The sequence below is a fragment of the Sphingomonas turrisvirgatae genome (genome assembly GCF_001721295.1).
GTDB classification, from domain to species: domain Bacteria; phylum Pseudomonadota; class Alphaproteobacteria; order Sphingomonadales; family Sphingomonadaceae; genus Sphingomonas; species Sphingomonas turrisvirgatae.
This window is the reverse complement of the sequence record NZ_MDDS01000081.1, coordinates 119,935-144,410: the sequence shown is the minus strand read 5'-3', so window position 1 is coordinate 144,410 and position 24,476 is coordinate 119,935. Positions and strand designations below refer to the sequence as shown.

At 64.3% G+C, this 24,476-nt stretch carries 18 protein-coding genes and 3 tRNA genes; 17 read left to right on the top strand and 4 right to left on the bottom strand.

Annotation, left to right across the window (positions count from 1 at the left end; all coding sequences use genetic code 11):
- The first annotated feature begins 41 nt into the window (after positions 1 to 41).
- Positions 42 to 118, top strand: a tRNA-Arg gene (locus tag BFL28_RS19040).
- A 106-nt stretch (positions 119 to 224) separates the two neighbouring features.
- Positions 225 to 1,895, top strand: coding sequence for an MFS transporter (locus BFL28_RS19035; RefSeq protein ID WP_069322097.1), 1,671 nt, complete (start codon positions 225 to 227; stop codon positions 1,893 to 1,895).
- Here BFL28_RS19035 and BFL28_RS19030 read toward each other — a convergent pair.
- Together BFL28_RS19030 and BFL28_RS19025 are read right to left on the bottom strand one after the other, a co-directional pair.
- Positions 1,892 to 2,902, bottom strand: a complete 1,011-nt coding sequence (locus BFL28_RS19030) for an ATP-dependent DNA ligase (RefSeq protein ID WP_069322096.1) — start codon at positions 2,900 to 2,902, stop codon at positions 1,892 to 1,894. The genes BFL28_RS19035 and BFL28_RS19030 overlap by 4 nt on opposite strands.
- A 32-nt stretch (positions 2,903 to 2,934) precedes the next feature.
- Positions 2,935 to 4,332 carry a helix-turn-helix domain-containing protein gene (locus tag BFL28_RS19025; protein WP_069322095.1) on the bottom strand — a complete coding sequence of 466 codons (1,398 nt, stop codon included), beginning with the start codon at positions 4,330 to 4,332 and terminating at the stop codon, positions 2,935 to 2,937.
- Between the two features lie 100 nt (positions 4,333 to 4,432).
- Here BFL28_RS19025 and BFL28_RS19020 point away from each other — a divergent pair, with 100 nt between their 5' ends.
- From BFL28_RS19020 to bioB, 6 genes are read left to right on the top strand one after another with little or no spacing between them, the layout of a single operon-like run.
- Positions 4,433 to 5,959: an acyl-CoA carboxylase subunit beta gene (locus BFL28_RS19020; protein ID WP_069322117.1), complete on the top strand. Its 1,527-nt coding sequence runs from the start codon at positions 4,433 to 4,435 to the stop codon at positions 5,957 to 5,959.
- A gap of 10 nt (positions 5,960 to 5,969) precedes the next feature.
- Positions 5,970 to 6,395 carry a methylmalonyl-CoA epimerase gene (mce, locus tag BFL28_RS19015; protein WP_069322094.1) on the top strand — a complete coding sequence of 142 codons (426 nt, stop codon included), beginning with the start codon at positions 5,970 to 5,972 and terminating at the stop codon, positions 6,393 to 6,395.
- On the top strand, positions 6,392 to 7,171 hold the full coding sequence (locus BFL28_RS19010; protein ID WP_119184648.1) for an enoyl-CoA hydratase-related protein: 780 nt from the start codon (positions 6,392 to 6,394) through the stop codon (positions 7,169 to 7,171). The genes mce and BFL28_RS19010 overlap by 4 nt, the downstream gene beginning before the upstream one ends.
- 1 nt (position 7,172) lies before the next feature.
- A complete protein-coding gene (gene scpA / locus BFL28_RS19005; protein ID WP_069322092.1) occupies positions 7,173 to 9,311 on the top strand; it encodes a methylmalonyl-CoA mutase in 2,139 nt (712 codons plus the stop codon).
- Positions 9,308 to 9,661 (top strand): hypothetical protein, encoded by a 354-nt coding sequence (locus tag BFL28_RS19000; RefSeq protein ID WP_069322091.1) that lies wholly within the window; start codon positions 9,308 to 9,310, stop codon positions 9,659 to 9,661. The genes scpA and BFL28_RS19000 overlap by 4 nt, the downstream gene beginning before the upstream one ends.
- Complete coding sequence (gene bioB, locus BFL28_RS18995; protein ID WP_069322090.1) at positions 9,658 to 10,650, top strand: biotin synthase BioB; 993 nt, start codon at positions 9,658 to 9,660, stop codon at positions 10,648 to 10,650. The genes BFL28_RS19000 and bioB overlap by 4 nt, the downstream gene beginning before the upstream one ends.
- Positions 10,651 to 10,739: 89 nt before the next feature.
- Here the strand turns inward: bioB and BFL28_RS18990 are convergent, their stop codons facing one another.
- On the bottom strand, positions 10,740 to 10,979 hold the full coding sequence (locus BFL28_RS18990) for a hypothetical protein (protein ID WP_069322089.1): 240 nt from the start codon (positions 10,977 to 10,979) through the stop codon (positions 10,740 to 10,742).
- A gap of 185 nt (positions 10,980 to 11,164) precedes the next feature.
- Here BFL28_RS18990 and BFL28_RS18985 point away from each other — a divergent pair, with 185 nt between their 5' ends.
- Complete coding sequence (locus BFL28_RS18985) at positions 11,165 to 13,174, top strand: acetyl-CoA carboxylase biotin carboxylase subunit (RefSeq protein WP_069322088.1); 2,010 nt, start codon at positions 11,165 to 11,167, stop codon at positions 13,172 to 13,174.
- Between the two features lie 3 nt (positions 13,175 to 13,177).
- Here the strand turns inward: BFL28_RS18985 and BFL28_RS18980 are convergent, their stop codons facing one another.
- Positions 13,178 to 14,815: a M1 family metallopeptidase gene (locus BFL28_RS18980; RefSeq protein ID WP_069322116.1), complete on the bottom strand. Its 1,638-nt coding sequence runs from the start codon at positions 14,813 to 14,815 to the stop codon at positions 13,178 to 13,180.
- 94 nt (positions 14,816 to 14,909) lie between these two features.
- Between BFL28_RS18980 and lon the strand changes: the two genes are divergently transcribed.
- The 8 genes from lon (at position 14,910) to BFL28_RS20815 (ending at position 24,441) form a co-directional block, all read left to right on the top strand.
- On the top strand, positions 14,910 to 17,306 hold the full coding sequence (gene lon / locus BFL28_RS18975; protein WP_069322087.1) for an endopeptidase La: 2,397 nt from the start codon (positions 14,910 to 14,912) through the stop codon (positions 17,304 to 17,306).
- A 145-nt stretch (positions 17,307 to 17,451) separates the two neighbouring features.
- Positions 17,452 to 17,724, top strand: coding sequence for an HU family DNA-binding protein (locus BFL28_RS18970; RefSeq protein ID WP_069322086.1), 273 nt, complete (start codon positions 17,452 to 17,454; stop codon positions 17,722 to 17,724).
- Positions 17,725 to 17,842: 118 nt separating this feature from the next.
- Positions 17,843 to 17,917: transfer RNA gene (locus BFL28_RS18965), tRNA-Val, on the top strand.
- A 92-nt stretch (positions 17,918 to 18,009) separates the two neighbouring features.
- A complete protein-coding gene (locus BFL28_RS18960; RefSeq protein ID WP_069322085.1) occupies positions 18,010 to 18,210 on the top strand; it encodes a hypothetical protein in 201 nt (66 codons plus the stop codon).
- A 311-nt stretch (positions 18,211 to 18,521) separates the two neighbouring features.
- Entirely contained in the window at positions 18,522 to 20,189 is a 1,668-nt protein-coding gene (locus BFL28_RS18955) for a hypothetical protein (RefSeq protein ID WP_069322084.1), read from the top strand.
- Between the two features lie 92 nt (positions 20,190 to 20,281).
- Complete coding sequence (locus BFL28_RS18950) at positions 20,282 to 23,017, top strand: TonB-dependent receptor domain-containing protein (RefSeq protein ID WP_069322083.1); 2,736 nt, start codon at positions 20,282 to 20,284, stop codon at positions 23,015 to 23,017.
- A 205-nt stretch (positions 23,018 to 23,222) separates the two neighbouring features.
- A tRNA-His gene (locus tag BFL28_RS18945) sits at positions 23,223 to 23,299 on the top strand.
- An 89-nt stretch (positions 23,300 to 23,388) separates the two neighbouring features.
- Positions 23,389 to 24,441, top strand: a complete 1,053-nt coding sequence (locus BFL28_RS20815; protein WP_069322115.1) for a Leu/Phe/Val dehydrogenase — start codon at positions 23,389 to 23,391, stop codon at positions 24,439 to 24,441.
- Positions 24,442 to 24,476 lie beyond the last annotated feature (35 nt).

Here is a 24,476-nt window from a genome sequence, read left to right as displayed (position 1 = left end):
GCCATGTCGCAAAAGCGCTTCTATCTGCGCCCCTCCACTGCGCACCCGTAGCTCAGCTGGATAGAGCATCAGACTACGAATCTGAGGGTCGGACGTTCGAATCGTTCCGGGTGCGCCATTCAAAGCCCCGTCAGGCAATAGCCTGACGGGGCTTTGTTGTTTTCAAGCGACTTCGACGCGGAACGGGGGGTGGCGTGAGCCGTTCGCGAGCCTAGAGAACGTTCATGGCAGATGCGAACCCGCCCGAATCGCCGCAGATCACTTCGCCGTTCGCAGTTCCGGTGTTCCGATCGGTGTGGCTGGCCAGCGTCGCGTCGAATTTCGGCGGGTTGATCCAGTCGGTCGGCGCATCGTGGATGATGATCTCGCTCGGCGCCACGCCGCAGATGATCGCGCTGGTATCGGCATCGGTGACACTGCCGATCATGCTGCTCGCGCTGGTCGCAGGCGCGATGGCCGATAATTTCGACCGGCGGCGCGTGATGCTGGCGGCGCAAGGCTTCATGTTGGTCGTCTCGGTCGCACTTTCGGTCTGCGCATATGCAGGCATCCTGACCCCCTGGCTGCTACTCGCCTTCACCTTCCTGATCGGGTGCGGGACCGCGTTCAACGGTCCGGCGTGGCAGGCATCGGTGGGTGAGATGGTACCGCGCTCGGTTCTGCCGACTGCAGTTGCCTATAACAGCGTTGGCTACAACATCGCTCGCAGCCTGGGGCCGGCGATCGGCGGCGCGATCGTGGCGGCGGCCGGTGCGGTCGCAGCGTTTGCCACGAACGCGCTGAGCTATATCGGGCTGATCGTCGTGCTGCTGCGCTGGCGGCCGGCACCTGCCCCACGCTCGCTTCCGCGAGAAGCGCTGGGCGTCGCCATGGCGGCGGGGGTGCGCTACGTCCTGCTTTCGCCCAACATCCTTGGCGTTCTGATCCGCGCGGGCGTGTTCGGGCTGGCAGCCAGCGCGATGATGGCGCTGATGCCGCTGATCGCGCGTGATCTGGTGCAAGGCGGCCCGCTGACATACGGCATGCTGCTCGGCGCGTTCGGCATTGGGGCAGTAGCCGGTGCGCTGCTCAGCCGACGGCTTCGGGAGCGCTTTACGACGGAGCGCCTGGTTAGCGGGGCCTCGCTCGCCATGGCGGCTGGTGCGGCGGTCTGCGCGTTGAGCGGCTGGCTGGCGCTGACCATGGCGTCGCTCGCCATTTCTGGCGCGGGCTGGGTGCTCGCCCTATCCTCGTTCAATGTCAGCGTTCAGTTTGCCGCGCCCCGCTGGGTCGTGGCGCGCGCACTTGCACTTTATCAGATGTTCACCTTCGGTGGCATGGCGATCGGCAGCTGGCTCTATGGTTGGATGACCGACCATCATGGCGTTGCCAGCGCGCTGCTCGCCGCGTCGGCCGGGCTTGCCGTGAGCGCGGCGCTCGGGCTGTTCCTGCCCGTCCCTAAGCTCGAAAGTATCAACCTCGATCCGCGCGGCCGGTGGCAGGAGCCGCAAACGGCGGTGCCGATCGAACCGCGCAGCGGCCCGATCGTGGTGACGATCGAGTATCGCATTGCACCCGGCGACGTGCGCGCCTTCCTGGAGGCGATGAACGAGCGTCGGCGCATCCGCTTGCGCGATGGCGCGCGGGGGTGGTCGTTGATGCGCGATCTGGGCAACAGCGAACTCTGGGTCGAGCGTTACCACGTCTCCACCTGGCTGGATTATGTCCGCCACAACACGCGTCGCACGCACGCGGACAGCGCGAACAGCGAAGCGATCGCCGCCCTGCACCAGGGGCCGCAGCCGCCGGTCATCCACCGTATGATCGAGCGGCAGACGGGATCGTTGCCGGGTCTGCGACTGCCCTCGGCACGGGAACTTGCTGATCCGATGACAGACCCGACGCGCGCCGCCTAGATCAGCGCGAGCAGTTCTGCCGGACTGAGTGGCGGAGCCAGTTGCTCGCACGTGCATTGCGCCGGAGCCTTGTCGGGGCGCCAGCGCAGGAGCCGGGTGCCGTGACGGAAACGGCCTGCAGTGACCTGATCATAACTGACCTCCACGACCAGTTCGTGCTTCAGCGGCACATAGGGGTTTGCCTTGCCGCCGTTCCACCGGCTCGGCCCGCCGGGCGCATTACCGGTAAAGCCGGGGCCTCCGCGATGCGGACTGACGATCTTGAGCAGTGCGGCCTTGTCGCCGGCCGGAAACGCGCTGGTGAAGCCGACATGATCGAGCTTGCCCGCGTCATCATAAAGACCGAGCAGCAGCGAGGCGACGCTTCCATCGGCGGTTTCGCGATAGCCGCCCACGACGCAATCGGCGGTTCGGTGCTGCTTGACCTTCACCATGGCGCGTTCGCCGGCCGCGTAAGGCCCACCCAGTGGCTTGGCGATTACCCCGTCCAATGCGCCGCCACTTTGCGCCAGCCAATCGATGGCTGCGTCCCGATCCGACGTCGCGGGTGACAGAAGAATGTATTCCGACGCGATCGATCCGGCGAAGCGTTTGAGCGCAGCGCGGCGGCGTTCGAGCGGCTGGTCGCGAAGATCGTGATTGCCGAGCGCGAGGCAATCGAACAGCAGCAGCTGCGCCGGCGTCTCGCGCGACAGCCGCTCGATCCGCGAAGCCGCCGGGTGCAGTCGCGCCTGGAGCGAATCGAACGATAGCCGCCCACCAATCGGGATGACCAGCTCGCCATCCAGCAGGAAGCGCTGCTCGGGCAGTTCGCGCAACGCTGCAACCATCTCCGGGAAATAGCGTGCGAGCGGCTTGCCCGCCTTCGACCACAGCTCGATCGCCTCCCCGTCGCGCTGCGCCAACGCGCGAAAGCCGTCCCATTTGGGCTCGTACTGCCATCCCGGCCCCTCGGGCAGGGTGGCTGCCAGCTTTGCCTCCATGGGCGCGAGAGGGGCGGTATCCATGGAAAGGAAACCGCGCAACGCGCGCAGCGTTCCTAAAAGGTGTAGGGCACCGGCAAGCGGACATCGGGGTCGATGCGGAGCTCGCTGGCGGCCGGCGGGAAGGCGCGCTGGTCGCAATCGGTGCGCGGGCAGATGCGGCAACTGGTGCCGATCGGCGTCGCCACCCCACCGGTGTGCAACCCGTCGGCGTAGACGAAATCCGAAGCGTGCGCTTCCTCGCACCCCAGCGCAACGGCGTATCGGCGCGGCGGGCGCGCATAGCTAGCCGAGGGTTTGACGAGGCCCTTGGCCATCAGGACATAGCGCGCGCCGTCCGGAGTTTCGGCCAGCTGAGACAAGATGCGGTCGGGGATCGCCACCGCTTCATGGACGATCCATAGCGGGCATGCACCGCCGAAGCGGGCGAATTCCAGCCGTGTCGCGGAGTGCCGCTTGGTGATGTTGCCGGCCATGTCGACACGGCAAAAGAAGAACGGGATCCCCTGCGCGCCGGGCCGCTGCAGCGTCGACAGGCGGTGACACGCCTGTTCGAAACTCGCGCCGAAGCGCTGGCGCAAGCGGTCGATGTCATGCCGCACCTCGCGCGCCGCCTCGCGAAAGCGAGCATAGGGCATCAGCAGCGCACCGGCTGCATAATTCGCCAGCCCCAGCGACAGCAACTCGCGCGCCGCAGTCGAGCCGAGGCCGCTCTGCTCGCTCACACCGCGGATCTCGTCGCCGAATTCCAGCACGGCAAGGCGCTGAGCAAGAAGGAAGCTGCGGCTGTCGGGCGGCAGCACACCGCTTACCGCGAGCCGACTGCTTTCTGCATCGAACCGTGTCAGCCGGTGATCATCGTCCCGCGCGTCCTCGATCACGATGCCATGTTTCTCTCGCAGGCGATGTTCGATGGCGCGCGGCTGATCCAGGATCGTGGCCAGCGCTTCGGCGGCTCGGTCGACCGCATCGACATAATTGCCTTCGGCCTGAAACCAGTCGCGGACCGCTTCCCATGGCAGCGAGCCACCACGCGGGGCGCCACTTTCGACCCGGTCGTCCAGCACGCGCAACTGGGCCTGGCTTCGCCGCCACGCATCGTGCAACGCAACCAGGCGGCGGGTCAGGGCAGGGTGTTTCTCGACCCCCCGTTGCACCGCTGCCTCATCCAACGCATCGCCCCCGATACTAGCGTCCGTGCCCGCCTCGATCGCGCGCGCCAGGTCGGCGATGCTGTGATCCTGACCGATCTCGCCCCATTGTTCGGGAAACTGACGGGTCAGCGCGATAAGCACGGGCGGGGTAAGTGGCCGCTCCTCATTCTCGATTTGCGAAAGATAACTGACCGAGACGCCTAGTTGCTTTGCCATCGATGCCTGAGGGATCGCGAGCCGCCTGCGCAGATCACGGACCTTGCTTCCTGCAAACAGGCGACGGCGGCGATTGAACTCCATGGCTGCTTCATATCTGCGGATATGGCAGATGCAACTTCGCAACATTGCAATTGCAAGTGAGCCGGTGTCCTGTGAAGGCACGCCGTCCAAGGAGAGCCGGATGTCTTCGACGATTGAGAAACTTGAACGCCGACGCGCCGCGGCACGGCTGGGTGGCGGTCAGAAGCGCATCGACGCGCAGCATGCCAAGGGCAAGCTGACCGCACGGGAGCGGCTTGAAGTGCTGCTCGATCAAGGCTCGTTCGAAGAACTCGACATGTATGTCGAACACAATTGCACCGATTTCGGGATGCAGGACCAGATCGTGCCAGGCGACGGGGTGGTTACCGGATCGGGCACGATCAACGGCCGCCTCGTGTTCGTGTTCAGCCAGGATTTCACGGTCTTCGGGGGCTCGCTGTCCGAACGGCATGCACAGAAGATCTGCAAGATCATGGACATGGCGCTGAAGGTCGGCGCACCCGTCATCGGCCTCAACGACAGCGGCGGCGCACGGATCCAGGAGGGCGTCGCCAGCCTTGGCGGCTATGCCGAGGTATTCCAGCGCAACGTGCTGGCGAGTGGCGTGGTGCCGCAACTCAGCCTCATCATGGGGCCATGCGCGGGCGGCGCGGTGTACTCGCCCGCGATGACCGACTTCATCTTCATGGTGAAGGATAGCTCGTACATGTTCGTCACCGGCCCGGATGTAGTGAAGACCGTCACGAACGAGATCGTCACGCAGGAGGAACTGGGTGGAGCGGTGACGCATACCACGAAGTCGGGGGTGGCAGATGTGGCCTTCGACAATGATATCGAGGCGCTGCTCGCGGCCCGCGACTTCGTGGACTTCCTTCCCGCCAGCAACCGCGAGCCGGCGCCCGAACGGCCTTGCGACGACCCATGGGATCGGATCGAGGACAGCCTCGACACGCTGATCCCGCCGTCTGCCAATCAGCCATACGACATGCACGAGCTGATCGCGAAGACAGTGGACGAGGGCGACTTCTTCGAGATCCAGCCGACCCATGCCGGCAACATCATCGTCGGGTTCGGGCGGATCGAGGGACGCACCGTCGGTATCGTCGCCAACCAGCCGATGGTGCTGGCAGGTGTGCTTGACATCAATTCGTCCAAAAAGGCTGCGCGCTTCGTTCGCTTTTGCGACGCGTTCGAAATCCCGATCATCACCTTCGTCGACGTGCCAGGCTTTCTGCCCGGCGTCGGGCAGGAGCATTCGGGCATCATCAAGCACGGCGCGAAGCTGCTCTATGCCTATGCCGAGGCGACGGTGCCCAAGATTACCGTCATCACGCGCAAGGCCTATGGCGGTGCGTACGACGTCATGGCGTCCAAGCATTTGCGCGGCGACCTGAACTACGCCTGGCCGACCGCCGAGATCGCAGTGATGGGCGCGAAGGGCGCGGTAGAGATCATCTTCCGCGGGCGCACGCCGGAAGAGATCGCCGAAAAAACCGCCGAGTACGAAGCACGCTTCGCCAACCCGTTCGTCGCGGCCAGCAAAGGCTTCATCGACGAAGTCATCATGCCGCATTCCACACGACGCCGTATCGCGCTCGGGCTTCGGAAGCTGAGGAACAAGAGCCTCGAAAATCCGTGGAAGAAGCACGACAACATCCCGCTTTAGGAGTTTGCGCATGCAACTCGGTCGCCTCAACCATATCGGCATAGCCACACCTTCGATCGAGGCGTCGGTCGCCTTCTATCGCGACGTCATGGGCGCGCAAAAGGTCCACACGCCGTTCGACCTGCCGGCGCAGGGCGTGAAGGTATGTTTCGTCGACACGCCAAACACCCAGATCGAACTGCTCGAGCCATTGGGCGAGGGTTCGCCGATCCACGGTTTCCTGGCCAAGAACCCGGCGGGCGGACAGCATCACGTCTGCTACGAAGTGCCCGACATCCATGAAGCAAAGGCATGGTTCGAGGCGAAGGGTGCGAAGGTGCTGGGCGAACCGCGCATCGGGGCGCACGGCACGCTGATCTTCTTTCTGCATCCCCGAGACATGGGCGGCGTGCTGACCGAAATCATGGAAACGCCGCGAGCGGAGGACGGACATTGAGCGAACAATCCGTGCGCTACGAACTGGACCATGGCGTTGCGACGCTCCGGCTCAATCGCCCTGACCGGCTGAATGCCGTGACGTTCGAGATGCTCGATCTGATCCGTGCCTCACTGCTGCGGGCGGTTCGCGATGGTGCGCGCGCCGTGCTGCTGACAGGGGAGGGCCGCGCGTTCTGCTCCGGCGCCGATCTTGCCGGACGATCCGATGGGCCGGAGACTGACCCGGCTGACAGCCTTGAATATCACTACAACCCGCTTGCCGAGACATTGTCGAAGCTGCCTATCCCGATCGTGACCGCCATCAACGGGCCGGCGGCGGGCGCAGGCGTTGGCATCGCGCTGGGCGGCGACATCATCGTAATGGCCAAGTCCGCCTATCTGCTGTTGGCGTTCAGCAATATCGGCCTGGTGCCCGATTGTGGCGCGACCTGGCTGGTCGCCAAGTCGGCCGGGCGGGCAAAGGCGCTAGAAATGGCGCTGCTGGGCGACAAGATGAGTGCGGACGACGCACTGAATGCCGGTCTGGTCGCGCGCGTGGTCGAGGATGATGCGCTGTTGCCGACCGCGCAGGCGCTTGCCCAGCGGTTGGCCGCTAAGCCGACAATCGCGCTGGGCCTTATCCGTGCTCAGATAAAGGGGGCGCTCAACAATACGCTGTCGGAAACGCTGAGCGTGGAGGCCAGCCATCAGCGCATCGCGGGCCGCACCGCTGATTTCCGCGAAGGCGTCGCCGCGTTCCTGCAAAAGCGCGCGCCCGAGTTCAAGGGCCGTTGAGATGACCGAGAGACCGACGCTCGACCGATGGGCCGCCGCTGCCGACAAGGAGGTGAAGGGCAGGGACCTTACCTGGCAAACCCCTGAGGGGATCGCGGTAAAGCCGCTCTATACGGCTGAGGACGTGACTAACGATCCCGGTCTGCCGGGCTTCGCTCCGTTTACGCGCGGCGTGCGCGCATCGATGTATGCCGGTCGTCCCTGGACGATCCGGCAATATGCGGGCTTCTCGACCGCCGAGGAATCGAACGCCTTCTATCGCCGCAACCTGGCCGCGGGGCAGAAGGGCCTGTCGGTCGCATTCGATCTCGCCACGCATCGCGGCTATGACAGCGACCATCCGCGCGTTACCGGCGATGTCGGCAAGGCAGGTGTCGCGATCGACAGCGTCGAGGACATGAAGATCCTGTTCGAGGGCATCCCGCTCGATCAGATGAGCGTGTCGATGACGATGAACGGCGCGGTGATCCCCATCCTCGCCTTCTTCATCGTCGCGGGGGAGGAGCAGGGGGTTGAGCGGAGCAAACTCGACGGGACCATACAGAACGACATCCTCAAGGAGTTCATGGTCCGCAACACGTATATCTACCCGCCCGAACCGAGCATGCGGATCATCTCCGACATTTTCGGCTATACCTCGCGCGAGATGCCCAAGTTCAACAGCATCTCGATCTCCGGCTATCACATGCAGGAGGCCGGCGCGACGCAGGTGCAGGAGCTTGCCTTCACCATCGCCGACGGCATGGAATATGTGAAATACGGCGTCGCGTCGGGCCTCGACATCGACAAGTTCGCCGGGCGTCTGAGCTTCTTCTTCGCGATCGGCATGAACTTCTTCATGGAGATTGCCAAGCTGCGCGCGGCGCGCGTGCTCTGGCACCGGGTGATGACCGAGCTCGGCGCCAAGGACGAGCGCTCGAAGATGCTGCGCACCCACTGCCAGACGTCGGGCGTCTCGCTCACCGAGCAGGACCCGTATAATAACGTCATGCGCACGACGATCGAGGCGATGGCGGCGATGCTGGGCGGCACCCAGTCGCTGCACACCAACGCACTGGATGAGGCGATCGCGTTGCCGACCGACTTCTCCGCCCGCATTGCCCGCAATACGCAGCTGGTGATCCAGGAGGAGACCGGCATGTGCAACGTCGTCGATCCGCTCGGCGGCAGCTATTATATCGAAAGCCTGACCCAGCAACTGGTCGACAAGGCTTGGGAGATCATCGAACGGGTTGAGCGTGAAGGCGGCATGGCCAAGGCGGTTGCCGCGGGCTGGCCCAAGGCCATGATCGAGGAGGCCGCCGCCGCCTCGGCTGCGCGGATCGATCGAGGCGAGCAGGTCATCGTCGGCGTCAATAAATACCGCAAGGCCAGCGAAGACCCGATCGACATTCTGGACGTCGATAATCATGCGGTGCGCGAGGCCCAGATCGCGCGCATCCGCAAGGTCAAGGACAGTCGCGACGAAGCAGCCTGTCAGGACGCGCTCGACGCGTTGCGCGAAGGCGCTCGAGGCACCGGGAACTTGCTCGAACTTGCGGTGGAGTGCGCCCGCCGTCGCGCCACGCTGGGCGAGATCAGCCTGGCAATGGAGGATGTTTTCGGCCGCCACGGCACTGTGCCGACCCCGGTCCAGGGCATATATGGCGGCGCTTATGTCGGCGACGCGCGTTGGGCGCAGCTCAAGGACGGGGTCGTCGCGACCGAGCGCCGCCTAGGCCGTCGCCCGCGTATGCTGGTCGCCAAGATGGGCCAGGACGGACATGATCGTGGCGCGAACCTCGTTTCCTCGGCGTTCGGCGATCTGGGCTTCGAAATCGTCGCCGGTCCGCTGTTCCAGACGCCGAAGGAAGCTGCCGAACTTGCCTTGGCGGAAAATGTCGACGTCGTCGGCGCTTCGAGCCTGGCCGCCGGGCACAAGACGCTGATCCCCGAGCTGATCGGGCACCTGCGTGATGCTGGCCGGGCGGATATCAAGGTCATCGCTGGCGGCGTGATCCCGGCACAGGATTATCAATATCTGCGCGACGCAGGGGTTCAGGCGATTTTTGGCCCCGGTACAAACCTCGTCAACGCTGCCGCAGAAGTGCTAACGCTGCTCGGGCACAACATGCCGCCCGAGGAGGAAGCCGCCGAATGATCGAGGACGACGACGGCGACCGGGGTGAGGCGCCCTTCGCCCGCAGCTACGATTTCTTCAAGCATATGACGGGGATCACGCTGATCTCGATCGGCGGCGTGTTCGCATTGATGGATAACAGCGCCGCGAAGCTCGATACAAAGAGCGTGGTCGTGGTTCTCGCGGCTCTCGGCATGTCCGGCGTCACCTGCCTGCTGATGACCAACGCGCTCGTCACGCTCGAGGTCAAGCCCGAACCGCATGACAAGATGGCGCGCAAGGTCCGCGTCGGCCTTGTCATGGCCACCTTCTTCCTCGCCGTGGGCCTCGGCTCCTTCGTTCCCTCTTTCACATCGGCACTGCTCAAATGATCCGAACTGACTGGACTCGCGAGGAAATCGCGGCGCTGTTCGACCTGCCCTTCATGGAACTGGTCTATCAGGCCGCGACCGTCCACCGCGCGAACCATCCCGCGAACGAGGTTCAGCTCTCGACGCTGCTCTCGATCAAGACCGGCGGCTGTCCGGAGGACTGCGGCTATTGCAACCAGTCGGTCAGCGCCGAGACGGGGCTGAAGGCCACCAAGCTGATGGACGTGCGCGCGGTTCTACAGGCGGCCGCCCAGGCCAAGGACAATGGTTCGTCGCGCTTCTGCATGGGTGCGGCGTGGCGCAATCCCAAGGATCGCGACATGCCCGCAATCGTCGAGATGGTTAAGGGTGTGCGCCAGATGGGCATGGAAACGTGCATGACGCTCGGCATGCTGACCGAACGGCAGGCGGCCATGCTCGCCGAGGCCGGCCTCGATTACTACAACCACAACATCGACACCTCGCCCGAACGCTATGGGGAGGTGATTACGACCCGGACGTTCGAGGACCGGCTGGAGACGCTGGAGCATGTCCGCGATGCCGGCATCAACGTGTGCTGCGGCGGCATCGTCGGCATGGGCGAGACGCGTGGCGATCGCGTCGGCTTCATCCATGCGCTGGCGACGTTGCCCAAGCATCCTGACAGCGTGCCGGTCAACGCGCTGGTGCCGGTCAAGGGAACGGTTCTGGGCGACATGCTGCACGACACGCCCCTGGCAAAGATCGACGAGATTGAATTCGTGCGTACCGTCGCGGTCGCCCGCGTTGCGATGCCGCAAAGCATGGTCAGGTTGAGCGCTGGGCGCGAGAGCATGTCGGACGAAACGCAGGCGCTGTGCTTCATGGCGGGCGCAAATTCGATCTTCACCGGCGACAAGCTGCTCACCACCGGCAATGCCGGCGATGACAAGGACGCGGCATTGTTCGCGCGTCTCGGCGTGAGCGCGATGCAGGCAGAGATCAAGGTCGGGCTTGAGGCAGCGGAGTGAGCGCCAGTGACGCTCTTGCCCGCCCGAACGGAAAAGACCCGGCGATCGCTCGCCGGGTCTTCCCTTACCTTGTCGAAAGCGTTTCGAACTTAGTTCGAGTCGCTGTCGCCATCATCGATGATGAAGTAAAGGCCGAGGCCCACGGCTGCGACAACGGCGACGATCAGAAACGGAAAACCTTCCGCCTGTTCGTTCGACGCGCCCGTCGTGGTGCTCGCCCGGGCCGCGTTCGACAGCGACAGCTTGCTGGCCGAGGTGGAGGCCGAAGCCACCGTGCCCGACATCAGCAGCGCTGCAGCGGCCAGGCCACCGAGTGCTTTGCGTACCATTTCGAAATTCCCTTCGCGAACGGGTTCGAACGGGCCCCTGCTAATTGGAACCCGAGGCATGGGTGCGGCGCGCGCATCGCAATGTCAACTGACACTTACTGCAAGTGCGAAGTCATTTGGCGCGGTGCAGCGCCGTTTTATCTCAAGCGCTTGCCGCTCGAACATCCATTTTGGACGGAGTTACGATGATCCGTAAGATACTGGTCGCCAATCGTGGCGAGATCGCCTGCCGCGTATTCCGCACGGCAAAGCGAATGGGCATCGCCACGGTCGCTATCTATTCCGACGCCGATGCGCGTGCCCCGCATGTGCTGATGGCGGACGAAGCGGTGCGGCTGGGCCCGGCGCCAGCGGCTGAAAGCTACCTCAAGGCCGATCTCATCCTGGCTGCGGCAAAGGCCACGGGGGCCGATGCGATCCATCCCGGCTACGGTTTCCTGTCCGAACGGGAGAGCTTTGCAACCGCCTGCGCCGATGCCGGCATCGCGTTTGTCGGCCCGCCGCCGGCCGCGATCGCCGCAATGGGTGACAAGATCGAATCCAAGAAGCTCGCCAAGGCAGCCGGCGTCAACGTCGTGCCCGGCTTCGTTGGGGTTATCGATGACACCGAGCATGCCGTGCGCATCGCGAGCGAGATCGGCTATCCGGTGATGATGAAGGCATCTGCCGGCGGCGGCGGCAAGGGCATGCGCTTGGCCTATAGCGAAAAGGACGTGCGCGAGGGGTTTGAGGCGACCAAGCGCGAAGGTCTCGCCAGCTTTGGCGACGACCGCGTGTTCATCGAGAAGTTCATCGAAAGCCCAAGGCACATCGAAATACAGGTGCTGGGCGACCAGCATGGCAACATCGTCTATCTTGGCGAGCGCGAATGTTCGATCCAGCGTCGCCACCAGAAGATCGTCGAGGAAGCCCCATCACCGTTCGTCTCGCCTGAGATGCGGCGCAAGATGGGCGAACAGGCAGTCGCGCTGTCCCGCGCGGTCGGCTATTACTCGGCGGGTACCGTCGAGCTGATCGTCAGCGGCGCGGACAAGACTGGCGATGGCTTCTACTTCCTGGAAATGAACACGCGGCTTCAGGTCGAACATCCGGTCACCGAAGCAATCACTGGCCTGGATCTGGTCGAACAGATGATCCGCGTCGCATCCGGCGAAAAGCTGGCCTTCACGCAGGATGACGTGAAACTCACCGGCTGGGCGATCGAAAATCGCGTCTATGCCGAGGATCCGTATCGCGGCTTCCTTCCCTCGACCGGGCGGCTCGTCCGCTACGCGCCTCCGGCGGCAGGCGACACGCCTTATGGGAAGGTCGGTGGCGACGGCTATGTCCGTATCGACGATGGCGTTCGAGAGGGCGGCGAGGTCAGCATGTTCTATGACCCGATGATCGCGAAGCTGATCACCTGGGGTAATACGCGTGACGAGGCGGCGGACCTGCAGGTCGCTGCGCTTGACCGGTTCGAGCTCGATGGGCTTGGCAACAACATCGACTTCCTGTCCGCGCTGATGCAGCACCCGCGCTTTCGTTCAGGCGAGCTGACCACCGGGTTCATCGCCGAGGAATATCCCGAAGGATTCACCGGTGCCCCCGCCGACGCGACACTCACGCGGCAGTTAAGCGTCGTAGCCGCAACGCTCGCTTCGCGGCAGGCGCAGCGTGCCGCGACGATCTCGGGTCAGCTTGGCGAGGGGATCGACACGGCACGCGACTGGGTCGTCCGCATTGGCGGCGCCGAACATGCCGTCACGCTGGGCGACGGCGGCATCGTCGATGGCGAGGCGGTGCGCGGCTCGGTCGAGTGGCAGCCTGGGCGGGCAATGGCAACGCTGCACGATGGCGCGAGTAGTCTGGCAGTGCGGGTCGTCCGCACGCGCGGCGGCTGGTCGCTGACGACACGCGGCGCGGCGCACAAGGTGCAGGTTTATTCGGCGCGTGTCGCCGAGTTGGCCCGGTACATGATCGAGAAGGTGCCGCCCGACATGAGCCGGTTCCTACTGTGCCCGATGCCCGGCCTGCTGACGCGGATCGAGGTCGAGGCAGGCGACCGGGTCGAGGCGGGTCAACCGCTCGCCGTGGTCGAGGCGATGAAGATGGAGAACATCCTGCGCGCCGAAAAGGCCGGCACGATCAAGGCGGTGAACGTCGCTGCTGGCGAAAGCCTGGCCGTCGACGCGGCGATCCTGGAGTTCGAATAAGCGCTAGCGCCGCGCCTGCATCGCTTCGATGGCTTCGTTGCGGCGCAGGGTGCGGGCCATGGGGTCGGGGACGATATGCGCGCTCGGCGGTGCGGTGATCGTCTCTGATCCGCCGATCATGGCGAGACGCCGCGTCGTGCCGTCAACCGATACTTCGACCGGCAAGGGGAAGGGGCGGCTAGCGGGTGTCTTCCAGCGGAAAGTGACGCGATTGCCATCGCGGGCTTGGATCAGTTCGGGCAGCGCCGCCTGGCGCAGATATACGTCGAAGAACCAGCCAAGATCGCGCCCGGCGGCCACGCTCATCAACGCCTCGAACTCGGCCGTCGAGGCGAAGCGCGGCTTGAAGTTGCCCGGCCGCGGATCGGCGCGGCCATAGACCAGCCGCCGCGTCGCATCGAAAAACGCCGCGTCGCCGATCAGGTAGCGCAGCGTGTGCAGCACCCAAGCGCCCTTGAAATAGATGTCCTGCCCAGGGCCGCCCTTGCCGATCTCGTACACGTCCTCCGATGTGCGGATCGTTCCGGAAACCAGCGGCTTGGCATTCATGATCCGCTGGCGCTGGCTCGCCATCATCGCGGCATAGCGCGCCTCGCCTTCGCGCCACTGGCCGTACAGCGGCTGCATGTATTGCCCATAGCCCTCGTGCAGCCAGAAATCGTCCCAGTTAGCGGCCGTCATCTGGTTGCCGAACCATTCGTGCGCCAGTTCGTGGTGGAACAGCCAGTCGAAGCCAGTTTCGTCCTTCTTGTAGTCGTTGCCATAGGCGTTGACGGTCTGATGCTCCATGCCAAGGTGCGGCGTTTCGACCACGCCCAGCTTCTCGTCGGCAAAGGGGAAAGGGCCGATCATCGCCTCATAAAAATCGAGCGTGGGCGCAAATTCGGCGAACAGGCCCGCCGCCTGGCGGTCCCTGCCGATCAGATGCCACAGATGCAGCGGCACCTTGTTCCCAAAGCGGCTGGCATAGCTGCCGGCGATCTCACGATAAGGCCCGATGTTGATCGCGACGAGATAGGGATTGATGTTCTTCGCTTCCCACGTCCAGCGGTCGCCGCTTCGCTTGACCAGCCGGCCGTTCGCGATCGCCATGCCTTCCGTCGACGTCACGGCGATACGGATCAGTGGTATCTCGCCTGCCGGAAAATCGAGGCATGGCCAGAACAGGTCGCAACCATAGCCCTGCGCCGTCGTCGCGACCCACGACTTGCCCTGCCAATTCGACCAGACGAAGCCGTCATCCCATGGCGCATTCACTGCCTCGTGCGGCTGTCCGGCATAGCTGATCCTGGCTATCACCGTGCCACCCGCGGAGACTGGGCGGGGCAGGGCGATGATCAACCGCCCCTCGGGATTGCTCCAGCTTCCCGTTGCCAGCTGTGCACCGTCGATCTCGATCCAGGAGACCGGCAGGTTCCTGTCCAGGTCGATCAGCAGCCGGGTCTGCTTCATGCTCGTCCTCAGCCGCAATTCAGCGACGCCAGCGATCTGCTTGCGCGCGGCATCCACGTTCAGCGACAGGTCGACCCGCTCCAGGCGTAATGCCGCACGCTCCGGCTCGATCTCCCCGCCTGACCGCATCGTCAGGGGCGTGATCGGCGGCTCGCCCTTCTGCGCGGCAGCCGAAGCGGCGGGCACCATCAACAGGAACGATAGGGCAAGCGGATTGATGCAACGCACCAACACCCCATATAGTCCTACGAATCCGCCCCTTGTGGGCGGCGCTGGAGTGCTCATGAAGTCCAACTACCCCGTATTGCCGCTTCGCGACATCGTCGTTTTTCCGCACATGATCGTGCCGCTGTTCGTCGGCCGCGACAAGTCGGTCGCCGCGCTTGAGGCGGCGATGGCCGACGACAAGGAGATTTTCCTGGTCGCGCAGCTCGACCCGGCGCAGGACGATCCGGGCCGGGAAGACCTCTACGATGTCGGAGTCTCGGCTGAGGTCATGCAGCTGCTCAAGCTGCCCGACGGCACGGTCCGCGTGCTGGTGGCGGGCAAGGAGCGCGGCCGGCTCGAGCAGCTGACCGAGGGCGGTGACTATTTGACGGCCACTGTCTCGCCGGTTGAGGAAACGGTGCCGGAAGGTACCGACGTTCAGGCGCTGATGCGCTCTGTCATTGATCAGTTCGAGAATTACGCCAAATTGAACCGCAAGCTGCCGGCGGAAACCGCAGTGCAACTGGGGGAGATCGAGGAAGCGTCGCGCCTTGCCGACGCCGTCGCCGGCAACATTGCGGTCAAGGTCGCCGACAAGCAGTCGTTGCTGATCGAGACCGATCCGCAGAAGCGGCTCGAGATGGTATTTGCCTTCATGGAAGGCGAGCTCGGCGTCCTGCAGGTCGAGAAGAAAATCCGCTCGCGCGTCAAGCGCCAGATGGAGAAGACTCAGCGCGAATATTATCTCAACGAACAGTTGAAGGCGATCCAGCGCGAGTTGGGCAACGAGGGCGAGGAAGGCGAGGGCGACGAGATCGCCGAGCTGACCCAGAAGATCGCCACGCTCAAGCTCAGCAAGGAAGCACGCGCCAAGGCGCAGGGCGAACTCAAGAAGCTCAAGACCATGGCACCGATGAGCGCCGAGGCCACCGTCGTGCGCAACTATCTCGACGTGTTGCTCGGCCTGCCATGGGGCAAGAAATCGAAGCTCAAAAAGGATCTCGTCGAGGCCGAGGCGGTGCTCGACGCCGATCACTATGGGCTTGAAAAGGTCAAGGACCGCATCGTCGAATATCTGGCGGTGCAGGCGCGAACCAACAAGCTCAAGGGCCCGATCCTGTGCCTTGTCGGCCCGCCAGGTGTCGGCAAGACCAGCCTCGGCAAGTCGATCGCCAAGGCCACGGGCCGCGAGTTCATCCGCCAGTCGCTGGGCGGCGTGCGCGATGAAGCGGAAATCCGCGGCCATCGCCGGACTTACATCGGGTCATTGCCGGGCAAGGTCGTGTCGAATCTGAAGAAGGCCGGCACGTCCAACCCGCTGTTCCTGCTCGACGAGATCGACAAGCTCGGGCAGGATTTCCGCGGGGATCCCGCCTCGGCGCTGCTGGAAGTGCTCGACCCGGAGCAGAACAGCAAGTTCAACGACCATTATCTCGAGATCGACGTCGACCTGTCCGACGTGATGTTCGTGACCACGGCCAACTCGCTGAACCTGCCGCAGCCGTTGCTCGACCGCATGGAGATCATCCGGCTGGAGGGCTATACCGAGGATGAGAAGGTCGAGATCGCCAAGGGGCATCTGATCGAAAAGCAGATCGATGCGCATGGCCTCAAGGCCGGCGAGTTCACGCTGACCGACGAAGGGCTGCGTGCACTGATCCAGCGCTACACGCGTGAGGCCGGCGTCCGCACGCTGGAGCGAGAGATCGCGAAGCTTGCGCGCAAGGCGCTGCGCCGCATCCTGGAGGGCAAGGCGGAGAGCGTCACGATCACGCCCGACAACCTTCACGAGTTCGCCGGGGTGCAGAAGTACCGCCACGGCCTGTCGGAAGAGGAGCATCAGATCGGTGCAGTGACGGGCCTTGCCTGGACGGAGGTCGGCGGCGAACTGCTGACCATCGAAAGCGTGACCGTTCCCGGCAAGGGCGCGGTGCGCACGACCGGCAAGCTTGGCGATGTCATGAAGGAGTCGGTCGAGGCCGCGTTCAGCTTCATCAAGGCGCGCGCGCCGGCCTATGGCATCAAGCCATCGATCTTCGCGCGCAAGGACGTGCACATCCACTTGCCCGAGGGCGCGGTGCCCAAGGACGGCCCTTCGGCCGGCATCGGCATCGTGACGGCGATTGTCTCGACGCTGACCGGCGTGCCGGTAAGGCGTGAGGTCGCCATGACGGGGGAGGTGACGCTGCGCGGTCGCGTTCTGCCGATCGGCGGGCTCAAGGAGAAATTGCTGGCGGCGCTGCGCGGCGGGATCACCACCGTACTGATTCCGCACGAGAACGAGAAGGATCTGGCGGAAATTCCTGCCAATATCCGTGAAGGCTTGAAGATCGTGCCGGTCAAACATGTCGACGAGGTGCTCGAACTTGCTTTGACGGGCGAGCTCAACGCCATCGATTGGACCGAAGCCGACGAACTCGCGGCGCAGCCCCCGGCGGCGGTGCCGCCCGGCGGGGAGCCAGTGCGGCACTAGGGTAAGCATCTTTTTTGCTTCGTTTCGGCTCCGTTCCCCGCTTTCCCTTTGACAGGGGGGCGGGGAACCGTTTTCCTGCCCGACCGGTGCGGGAGAGTGCCGAGTCTCATTTTTCGATAGCCAGAGCAGCAGGGGTTCTACGGGCATGAACAAGCAGGAACTGATCTCGAACGTCGCGGACACGGCGGGCCTTTCAAAGGGCGACGCGAGCAAGGCGGTCGAAGCGGTGTTCGATGCCGTGACGTCGTCGCTCAAGAAGGGCGATGAGGTTCGCCTGGTCGGGTTCGGGACCTTCTCGGTCAGCAAGCGCAAGGCGTCGACCGGCCGCAACCCGCGTACCGGCGAGCCGATGACGATCAAGGCTTCGTCGCAGCCCAAGTTCAAGGCGGGCAAGAGCCTGAAGGATGCGGTAAACTGATTTTCGGCGACTAGGGGGCGGGGGCTGGACAAGGTCGTCCGGTCCTTTTAGAGGCACCGCTCCCCGGGCCACTCCGGGGCGTTTCGGTTTTTGAAACGGCCTGGCGTTGTCAGGTATCGGGCGCGTAGCTCAGTGGTAGAGCACTGTGTTCACACCGCAGGGGTCGCTGGTTCAATCCCAGCCGCGCCCACCATCGCAAAAGCCCGCCGGGGGAACCTGGCGGGCTTTTTCGTGCCCGGCTGCCATGGCAGGTGAACGAAGTCGCCGCACCACGGTTGATGCGCCATGGCACCGCAGATCATCACCGACCAGCCCCGGCATGAAGCGCGGATCGGCGCAGCCATCGGGCGGCATACGCGGCTAATCGCGGACGTGCGCATTTCCAGCAGCGGGTTGCTGGCCATCGGAGGCATGGTGTCGATGATCCTGCTTTCGACTGCCGTGCTCGTCCGCGTTGCAGGCTCGATACGAAAGCGCGAGGAATGACGTGATCCTCCGGGTGCGACGGTCTTTCCCCGCAATCGAGAGCTAGTTCGCTATATAAGCACCCGCCTCAGCAGCCGCTGAGGAAGTGATCGGCCGAGCGAGCCACGGATCTGCGCGGGCGCGTTCCCGCCGCACACCTTTGGCGTTCGTCACGCGGCTGTAACGCCAGCGTCACCGATCTGACCCTGAACTCGCATCGAACTGTCACGCACGCACCCTAGCGGCGTCCGTGCGATCGGCGGGGGGATGATCCGAGTCGATCCGGGCACGCGCCCATCCTGACCGCAGGACCGATCGAAACGGAGATTTTCATGGCCGACTTCAAGCGTATCAGCCTCATCCTGATGACCGGCGTCGCGGGTGCGACGCTCGCGGCGTGCGATGGCGCGACCAGCACCGCGACGCCGGGCGCCGGTAACGTCGTCATCAACCCGCCGGCCCCGGCGCCCTCGCCGAGCCCGTCGCCGACCCCTGCCGCGATCACCGCGGCGGAGTTTGCCGGCACGGGCGGGCAGGTCAGTGCGGATTTCACCATCACTGCGGCGGAGCAACTGGGGATCGTTACTGGCGCACCGGGTAGCAACAACAATGCGAGCGGCGTTCGCTTGTGGCCGGTCGGTTCGGGTCCTACGGTTGCCGCCCCGACCTTCTCGGCGCTGACGAGCACCCCGACCCCGACCGATCCCACGACCCTGAACGCTACGGTAGGGGCAGGCAGCTTCTTCACCGCCGGCAGTTATCTAGGCGCATTCAGCGGCGCCGGTGACACGGCCTTCCAGCAATGGACCTGCAACTCGCCCTCCGCCAATTTCGGCTCGGCCAGCGCCTCGTGCAACGCGCCGCCCCTCACCGTTGCAGCGAGTGCGACCCCGGCCGCCAGCGCCTGCCCGGCCGGGACGACGGATGGTGGCACGAACACTAATGTGCGCCTCTGCCGCTTGCCCAACAGCATCACGACTAACCTGACGCTGCCCCGCATTGCCGGCGTTGCCTATCTGCTCGACGGCAACGTCGAAGTCGGCACCGATGTCGGCACAACCGGTGCCGCCAACGGTCCCACGCTGACGATCGAAGCCGGCGTGACGGTCGTTTCAAACCCGACCGATGCGATCCCCGACGTGCTGCTGATCAACCGGGGCGCAAAGATCGACGCGGTCGGCACGCCTTCACAGCCGATCATCTTTACCTCGCGCCAGAACCTGTCCGCGACGGGCACCTCGGATTCGACGCAGGGCCAATGGGGCGGCATCCTTCTGCTCGGCCAGGCGCCGACCGGGGTGTGCCGCACCGGCACCGGCCCGAACGACGCCAACGGATCGAGCACAACGTGCGACAACACGGCAGAGGGCCTGACGACCACCCGCCTCTATGGCGGCCCGGACAAGGCGAGCAGCAGCGGCCGCATGTCCTATGTCCAGATCCGCTTCACCGGTATCGACATCTCGGCCGGTGGCGGCAACGAGCTTCAAGGCCTGACGCTGGCGGGCGTGGGCTCGGGCACGCAGCTCGACCATATCCAGTCGCACAACTCGGCCGATGACGGCATCGAAGTGTTCGGCGGTACCGCAAACCTCAAATACGTCGCAATCACCGGCGCAGACGACGACGGCTATGATTACGACAACGGCTATCGCGGCTTCGTCCAGTTTATGGTCGTCGCACAGAAGCCGGGCGGCGCCACCAGCGACTCGTTCACGCTCGAGGTGGACTCGAACAACAACGACGACCTGCTGCCGCGCACCAACGCGGTCATCTCGAACTTCACGTTCATCCATACCGCGGCCACCACGGGCGCGCTGCGCATTCGCGGCGGTGCGGACAGCCGGTTCGTCAACGGCGTGCTGCAAAGCTCGGTGCCCTGCCTCAACCTGATCGCGAGCACGGCGGCCCGCTCGACCTTCCGCGCCGCCGACGCTGCGCTGCAGGACAACGGCCCGCCGATTTTCACCTCGGTCTATTTCGCCTGCAACAATCGCTGAACTGACAGCGATGTGACCTACCCGCCGGGACGATGGGGCCAGCCCAGCGGCCCGGCGGCTTTCAATTCAAGCATCGAGCGGGGCACAAGCTCATGAAGAAGCCATTCGCGTTCGGAGCCATGCTCCTGCTGACCACCAATCTCGTCGCACCGACGGCCTTTGCCCAGTCCGGCGCGTCAGCGGGTGCACCGACCCCGACCGCACCGCCGTCCACGACCCCGACCAGCCAGAGCGATGCCGGGCAAGCGGATCAGCAGGAAGAAGAAGTCGAAATCTCGACCCCGGGTGCTGACTCGACCGACAGCGGCGAGATCGTCGTGATCGGTCGCAACATCCCGAACGTGATCCGCGCCACGCCGCAAGTCGTCTCGGTGCTGTCGGCGGAGGACATCGCTCGCACGGGTGAGGGCGACATTGCCGGCGCGCTGACACGCGTGACCGGTCTTTCGGTCGTCGGGAACGGTTTCGTGTTCGTGCGCGGCTTGGGCGACCGCTATTCCTCGGCGTTGCTGAATGGATCGCCGCTGCCTTCGCCGGAGCCGCTGCGCCGTACAGTCCCGCTCGATATCTTTCCGACCAGCGTGGTCGGCTCGGCGCTCGTGCAAAAGACTTATTCGGTCAACTATCCGGCCGAGTTCGGCGGTGGCGTCATCAACCTCACGACCAAGGCGATCCCAAAAGAGGGCTTCGTTTCGATCGGCGGCAGCGTGACGCTCGATACCGAAACGACGAGCGAATATGGCTATACCTATGAGGGCGGCAGTCGCGACTGGCGCGGCTATGACGACGGCACGCGCAAGGTGCCCGCTTTCATCAAGGAAGTTGGGCTGAACGGGGCGCAGATTCCGGCGGATCAGGTCGCTCAACTGGCCAACTCGCCCACCACGATCATGCAGGGCAATTATCACATCCCAGCCAATTTCTCGGGCGAACTCAGCCTGGGTCAGCGCTTCAACGCCGGTGACGTGCAGTTTGGCATCGTGGCTTCGGCCGGCATCAGCAACAGCTGGAAGACGCGCGACGCGATCCAGCAGGACACCAATGCCGAGGACGGCACGCTGCGCAGCGACTATCGCACGATCATCACCGACAATCGCGCGGTCGTGAATGGCCTGTTGGGTCTGGGCGCAGAGTTCGGCGATCAGACGATCCGCTGGACCAACGTATATATCCACGACACCGTGAAACAGGCGCGCGGTGCATCGGCGACGCTGTACCCCAACACCTCGGGCTTCGAGCGTTTCAACCAGACGACCGCTTGGTTCGAGCGCGAGCTGTTCGAATCGCAGTTGGTCGGCGAATTCAAGTTCGACGACCTCAGCCTTGATGTGCGCGGCGCTTATGCGAAGACTAGCCGCAACTCCCCGTACGAGCGCAGCTTCGTTTCGCGCATCGAGCCCGGCGTCGGCTGGGTGAACGCGTTGAACGCCTCGAACGAGCAGGCGCAGATCGCCTTTTCCGAACTGGATGAAACCTTGTGGAGCGGACAGGCCGATCTGTCCTACAAGCTGAACACGGCATTCCCGCTGCGACTATCGGCTGGCTATTATTATCAGGACCAGCAACGCAGTTCGAGCCGCTTCAGCTTCGCTTATCGCTACGAGCCCGGTGGGGCGCTGCCGCTCGGCTATCGTTACCTGCGACCGGACCTGTTGCTGACGCCGGCAGTGCTTCAAGCGATCAATGGTCAGCTCGGCGGTTGTCCCAATGGGCTGTGCCTGGTGCTCGACAACATTTCGGGTGGGCAGGGCGCGGCAGTCTACGATGCCGGGCTGACGATCCATGCAGGCTATCTGCAGGCCGATATCGAGCCGCTGGAGGGTGCTAAGGCCACCATCGGCGTGCGCTACGAAACCGCCAAGGAATTCGTCGGTACGAACGTGGCGGGTGCGGGCACCGACCTCGACAACGGCTATTGGCTGCCGGCGGCGACGGTGACCTGGAACTTCGCGCAAAACCAGCAGCTGCGCCTCCACGCGTCCAAGACGATCGCACGCCCGCAGTTTCGCGAGTTGGCGCCCCAATTCTATCAGGATTTCGACAGCGATCGCCTGTTCTTCGGCAACCCGGCGCTCGTCGATTCCCAGCTCTACAACGCCGAGGCCCGCTATGAGTGGTTTTTCGGCCGCAACGAGCGGCTGACTGTCGCGGGCTTCTTCAAGAAGATCGACAACCCGATCGAGCAGGTTTCGGCATTCCCCACGCTGGATTCGCGGATCACGACCGGCTTCTCGTACGTGCCGGAAGCCAAGCTTTACGGGGGCGAGATCGAGCTTCAGAAATACGTGCCGCTCGACTTCCTCGGCGGTGGATTCTTTTCGACGCGGCGACTGCTGGTGGTCGCGAACTACACCTACACGAAGTCGTCGATCACCGCCGATTCGACGCCGGTGCCGGACATCAACGCTGGGCCGAACGGCATCGTGCTGCGCCTCGCCAACCTGCTGTATCGCGACGGCGCGCCATTGACCGGGCAGTCGGATCACCTCGTCAACTTTCAACTGGGCATCGAGGACACGCAGTCCACATCGCAGGTGACGCTGCTGGTCAATTATGCCAGCGACCGTGTGACGGCGCGCGGTGCATCGAACGCGTCAGGCGTCGGGTTCTTGCCCGATGTCTACGAGAAGCCCGGCGTGCGGCTCGACCTCGTCGCCCGTCAGGGAATCCCGTTGTTTGGCGGCGAGATCGAGTTGAAGTTCGAGGCGCGGAACCTGACAAAGACCAAATTCCAGGAGTTTCAGGACTTCGCGTCGGGCAGGCGCGTCTATGTCAATCGCTGGGATCAGGGGCGCACCTTCAGCCTGGGCGCCACGATCAAGTTGTGAAGCGGCGCCGGGAACAGCGTGGCCCGGAGGATGGGCAAGCGCTGACACCCGGCGCTGTATAGGGCCGGGTGGTTCACAAACGAGCGGAGGGGATTGCGGCGGGATGATCCACTCCATGCAAATCTCGGCTGCACTCCCCTGTTCGCAAGCAGCGCCACGGCGCTTGACGAGCGCCCCATGCCCCCGCTAAGCGCGCCCCTCCACGGCGACCGTAGTTCAATTGGTTAGAGCACCGGCTTGTGATGCCGGGGGTTGCGGGTTCAAGTCCCGTCGGTCGCCCCATTTCCCGATCTGCCGTTTTGCACTGGCGCGATGCCGTTCAAAACAATATTACACGCTCCAGAAATAATCTTACGCGACTGGAACGAGTGATGGCTGCCGTCTGGGACCTTGCTGATTTCGATGGGCACGAAGGTGTTCATTTGTTCACGGACGCGGCATCCGGGCTGCAGGCGGTGATTGCGATCCACAGCATCCATCTGGGTCCAGCGGCCGGGGGTGTGCGCTTCTGGCACTACGCCAACAGCGAATCGGCGATTGTCGATGCGCTGCGCCTGTCACGCGGCATGAGCTTCAAGAATGCGATGGCCGGCTTGCCGCTTGGCGGCGGCAAGGGTGTGGTGCTGGCGCGAGAGCCTGGCGCGACGATCAGCGAGGCGGAGCTCATCGCGTTCGGCGAAGCGGTCGAATCGCTCGGTGGCCGCTATGTCACGGCCGAGGACGTGGGCATGTCCGAGGCTCGCATGAAGACGATCGCGACCCGCACGCGGCATGTGTCGGGCCTCCCGGTCGAGGGCGGCAGCGCGGGTGGCGATCCAGGTCCGTTCACCGCGCTTGGCATCTACCTTGGCGTGAAGGCGGCAGCGAAACGCGCCTTGGGCGTCGATTCCATGCGCGGGGTTCATGTCGCGGTTCAGGGCGTCGGCAGCGTGGGCGGTGGACTGGCGCGTCGCCTTGCCGCCGACGGCGCCAAGCTGACGCTGGCGGACGTCAATCAGGACAAAGCGGCTGCGCTGGCTGCGGAACTCGGTGCCGATGTAACGAGCGCTGACGAAATCCTGCAGGTTTCGGCCGACATTGTCAGCCCCAACGCGCTGGGTGCCGTGCTGACCGCTGAGTCGATCGCGGCACTGGACTGCAAGGCGGTGGCCGGCGGTGCCAACAACCAGCTTGCCACCCGGGGCGACGGCGATCGCATCCATGCACGCGGCATCCTCTATGCGCCGGACTATGTCATCAATGCCGGCGGGATCATCAATGTCGGGCTGGAATATCTGGGGCAGGGCGACCGCGCCGAAGTGGAAGCGCGCATTGCGCGCATCCCGGATCGTCTGATCGAGGTGTGGGACGAGAGTGACCGCACCGACGCCCCCGCCAGCGACGTCGCGGACACGATCGCCAAGAGGCTGATCGGGCGGGGCTGACTGTCGGCGCCGGACTGCCGCTTACCACCGATTAA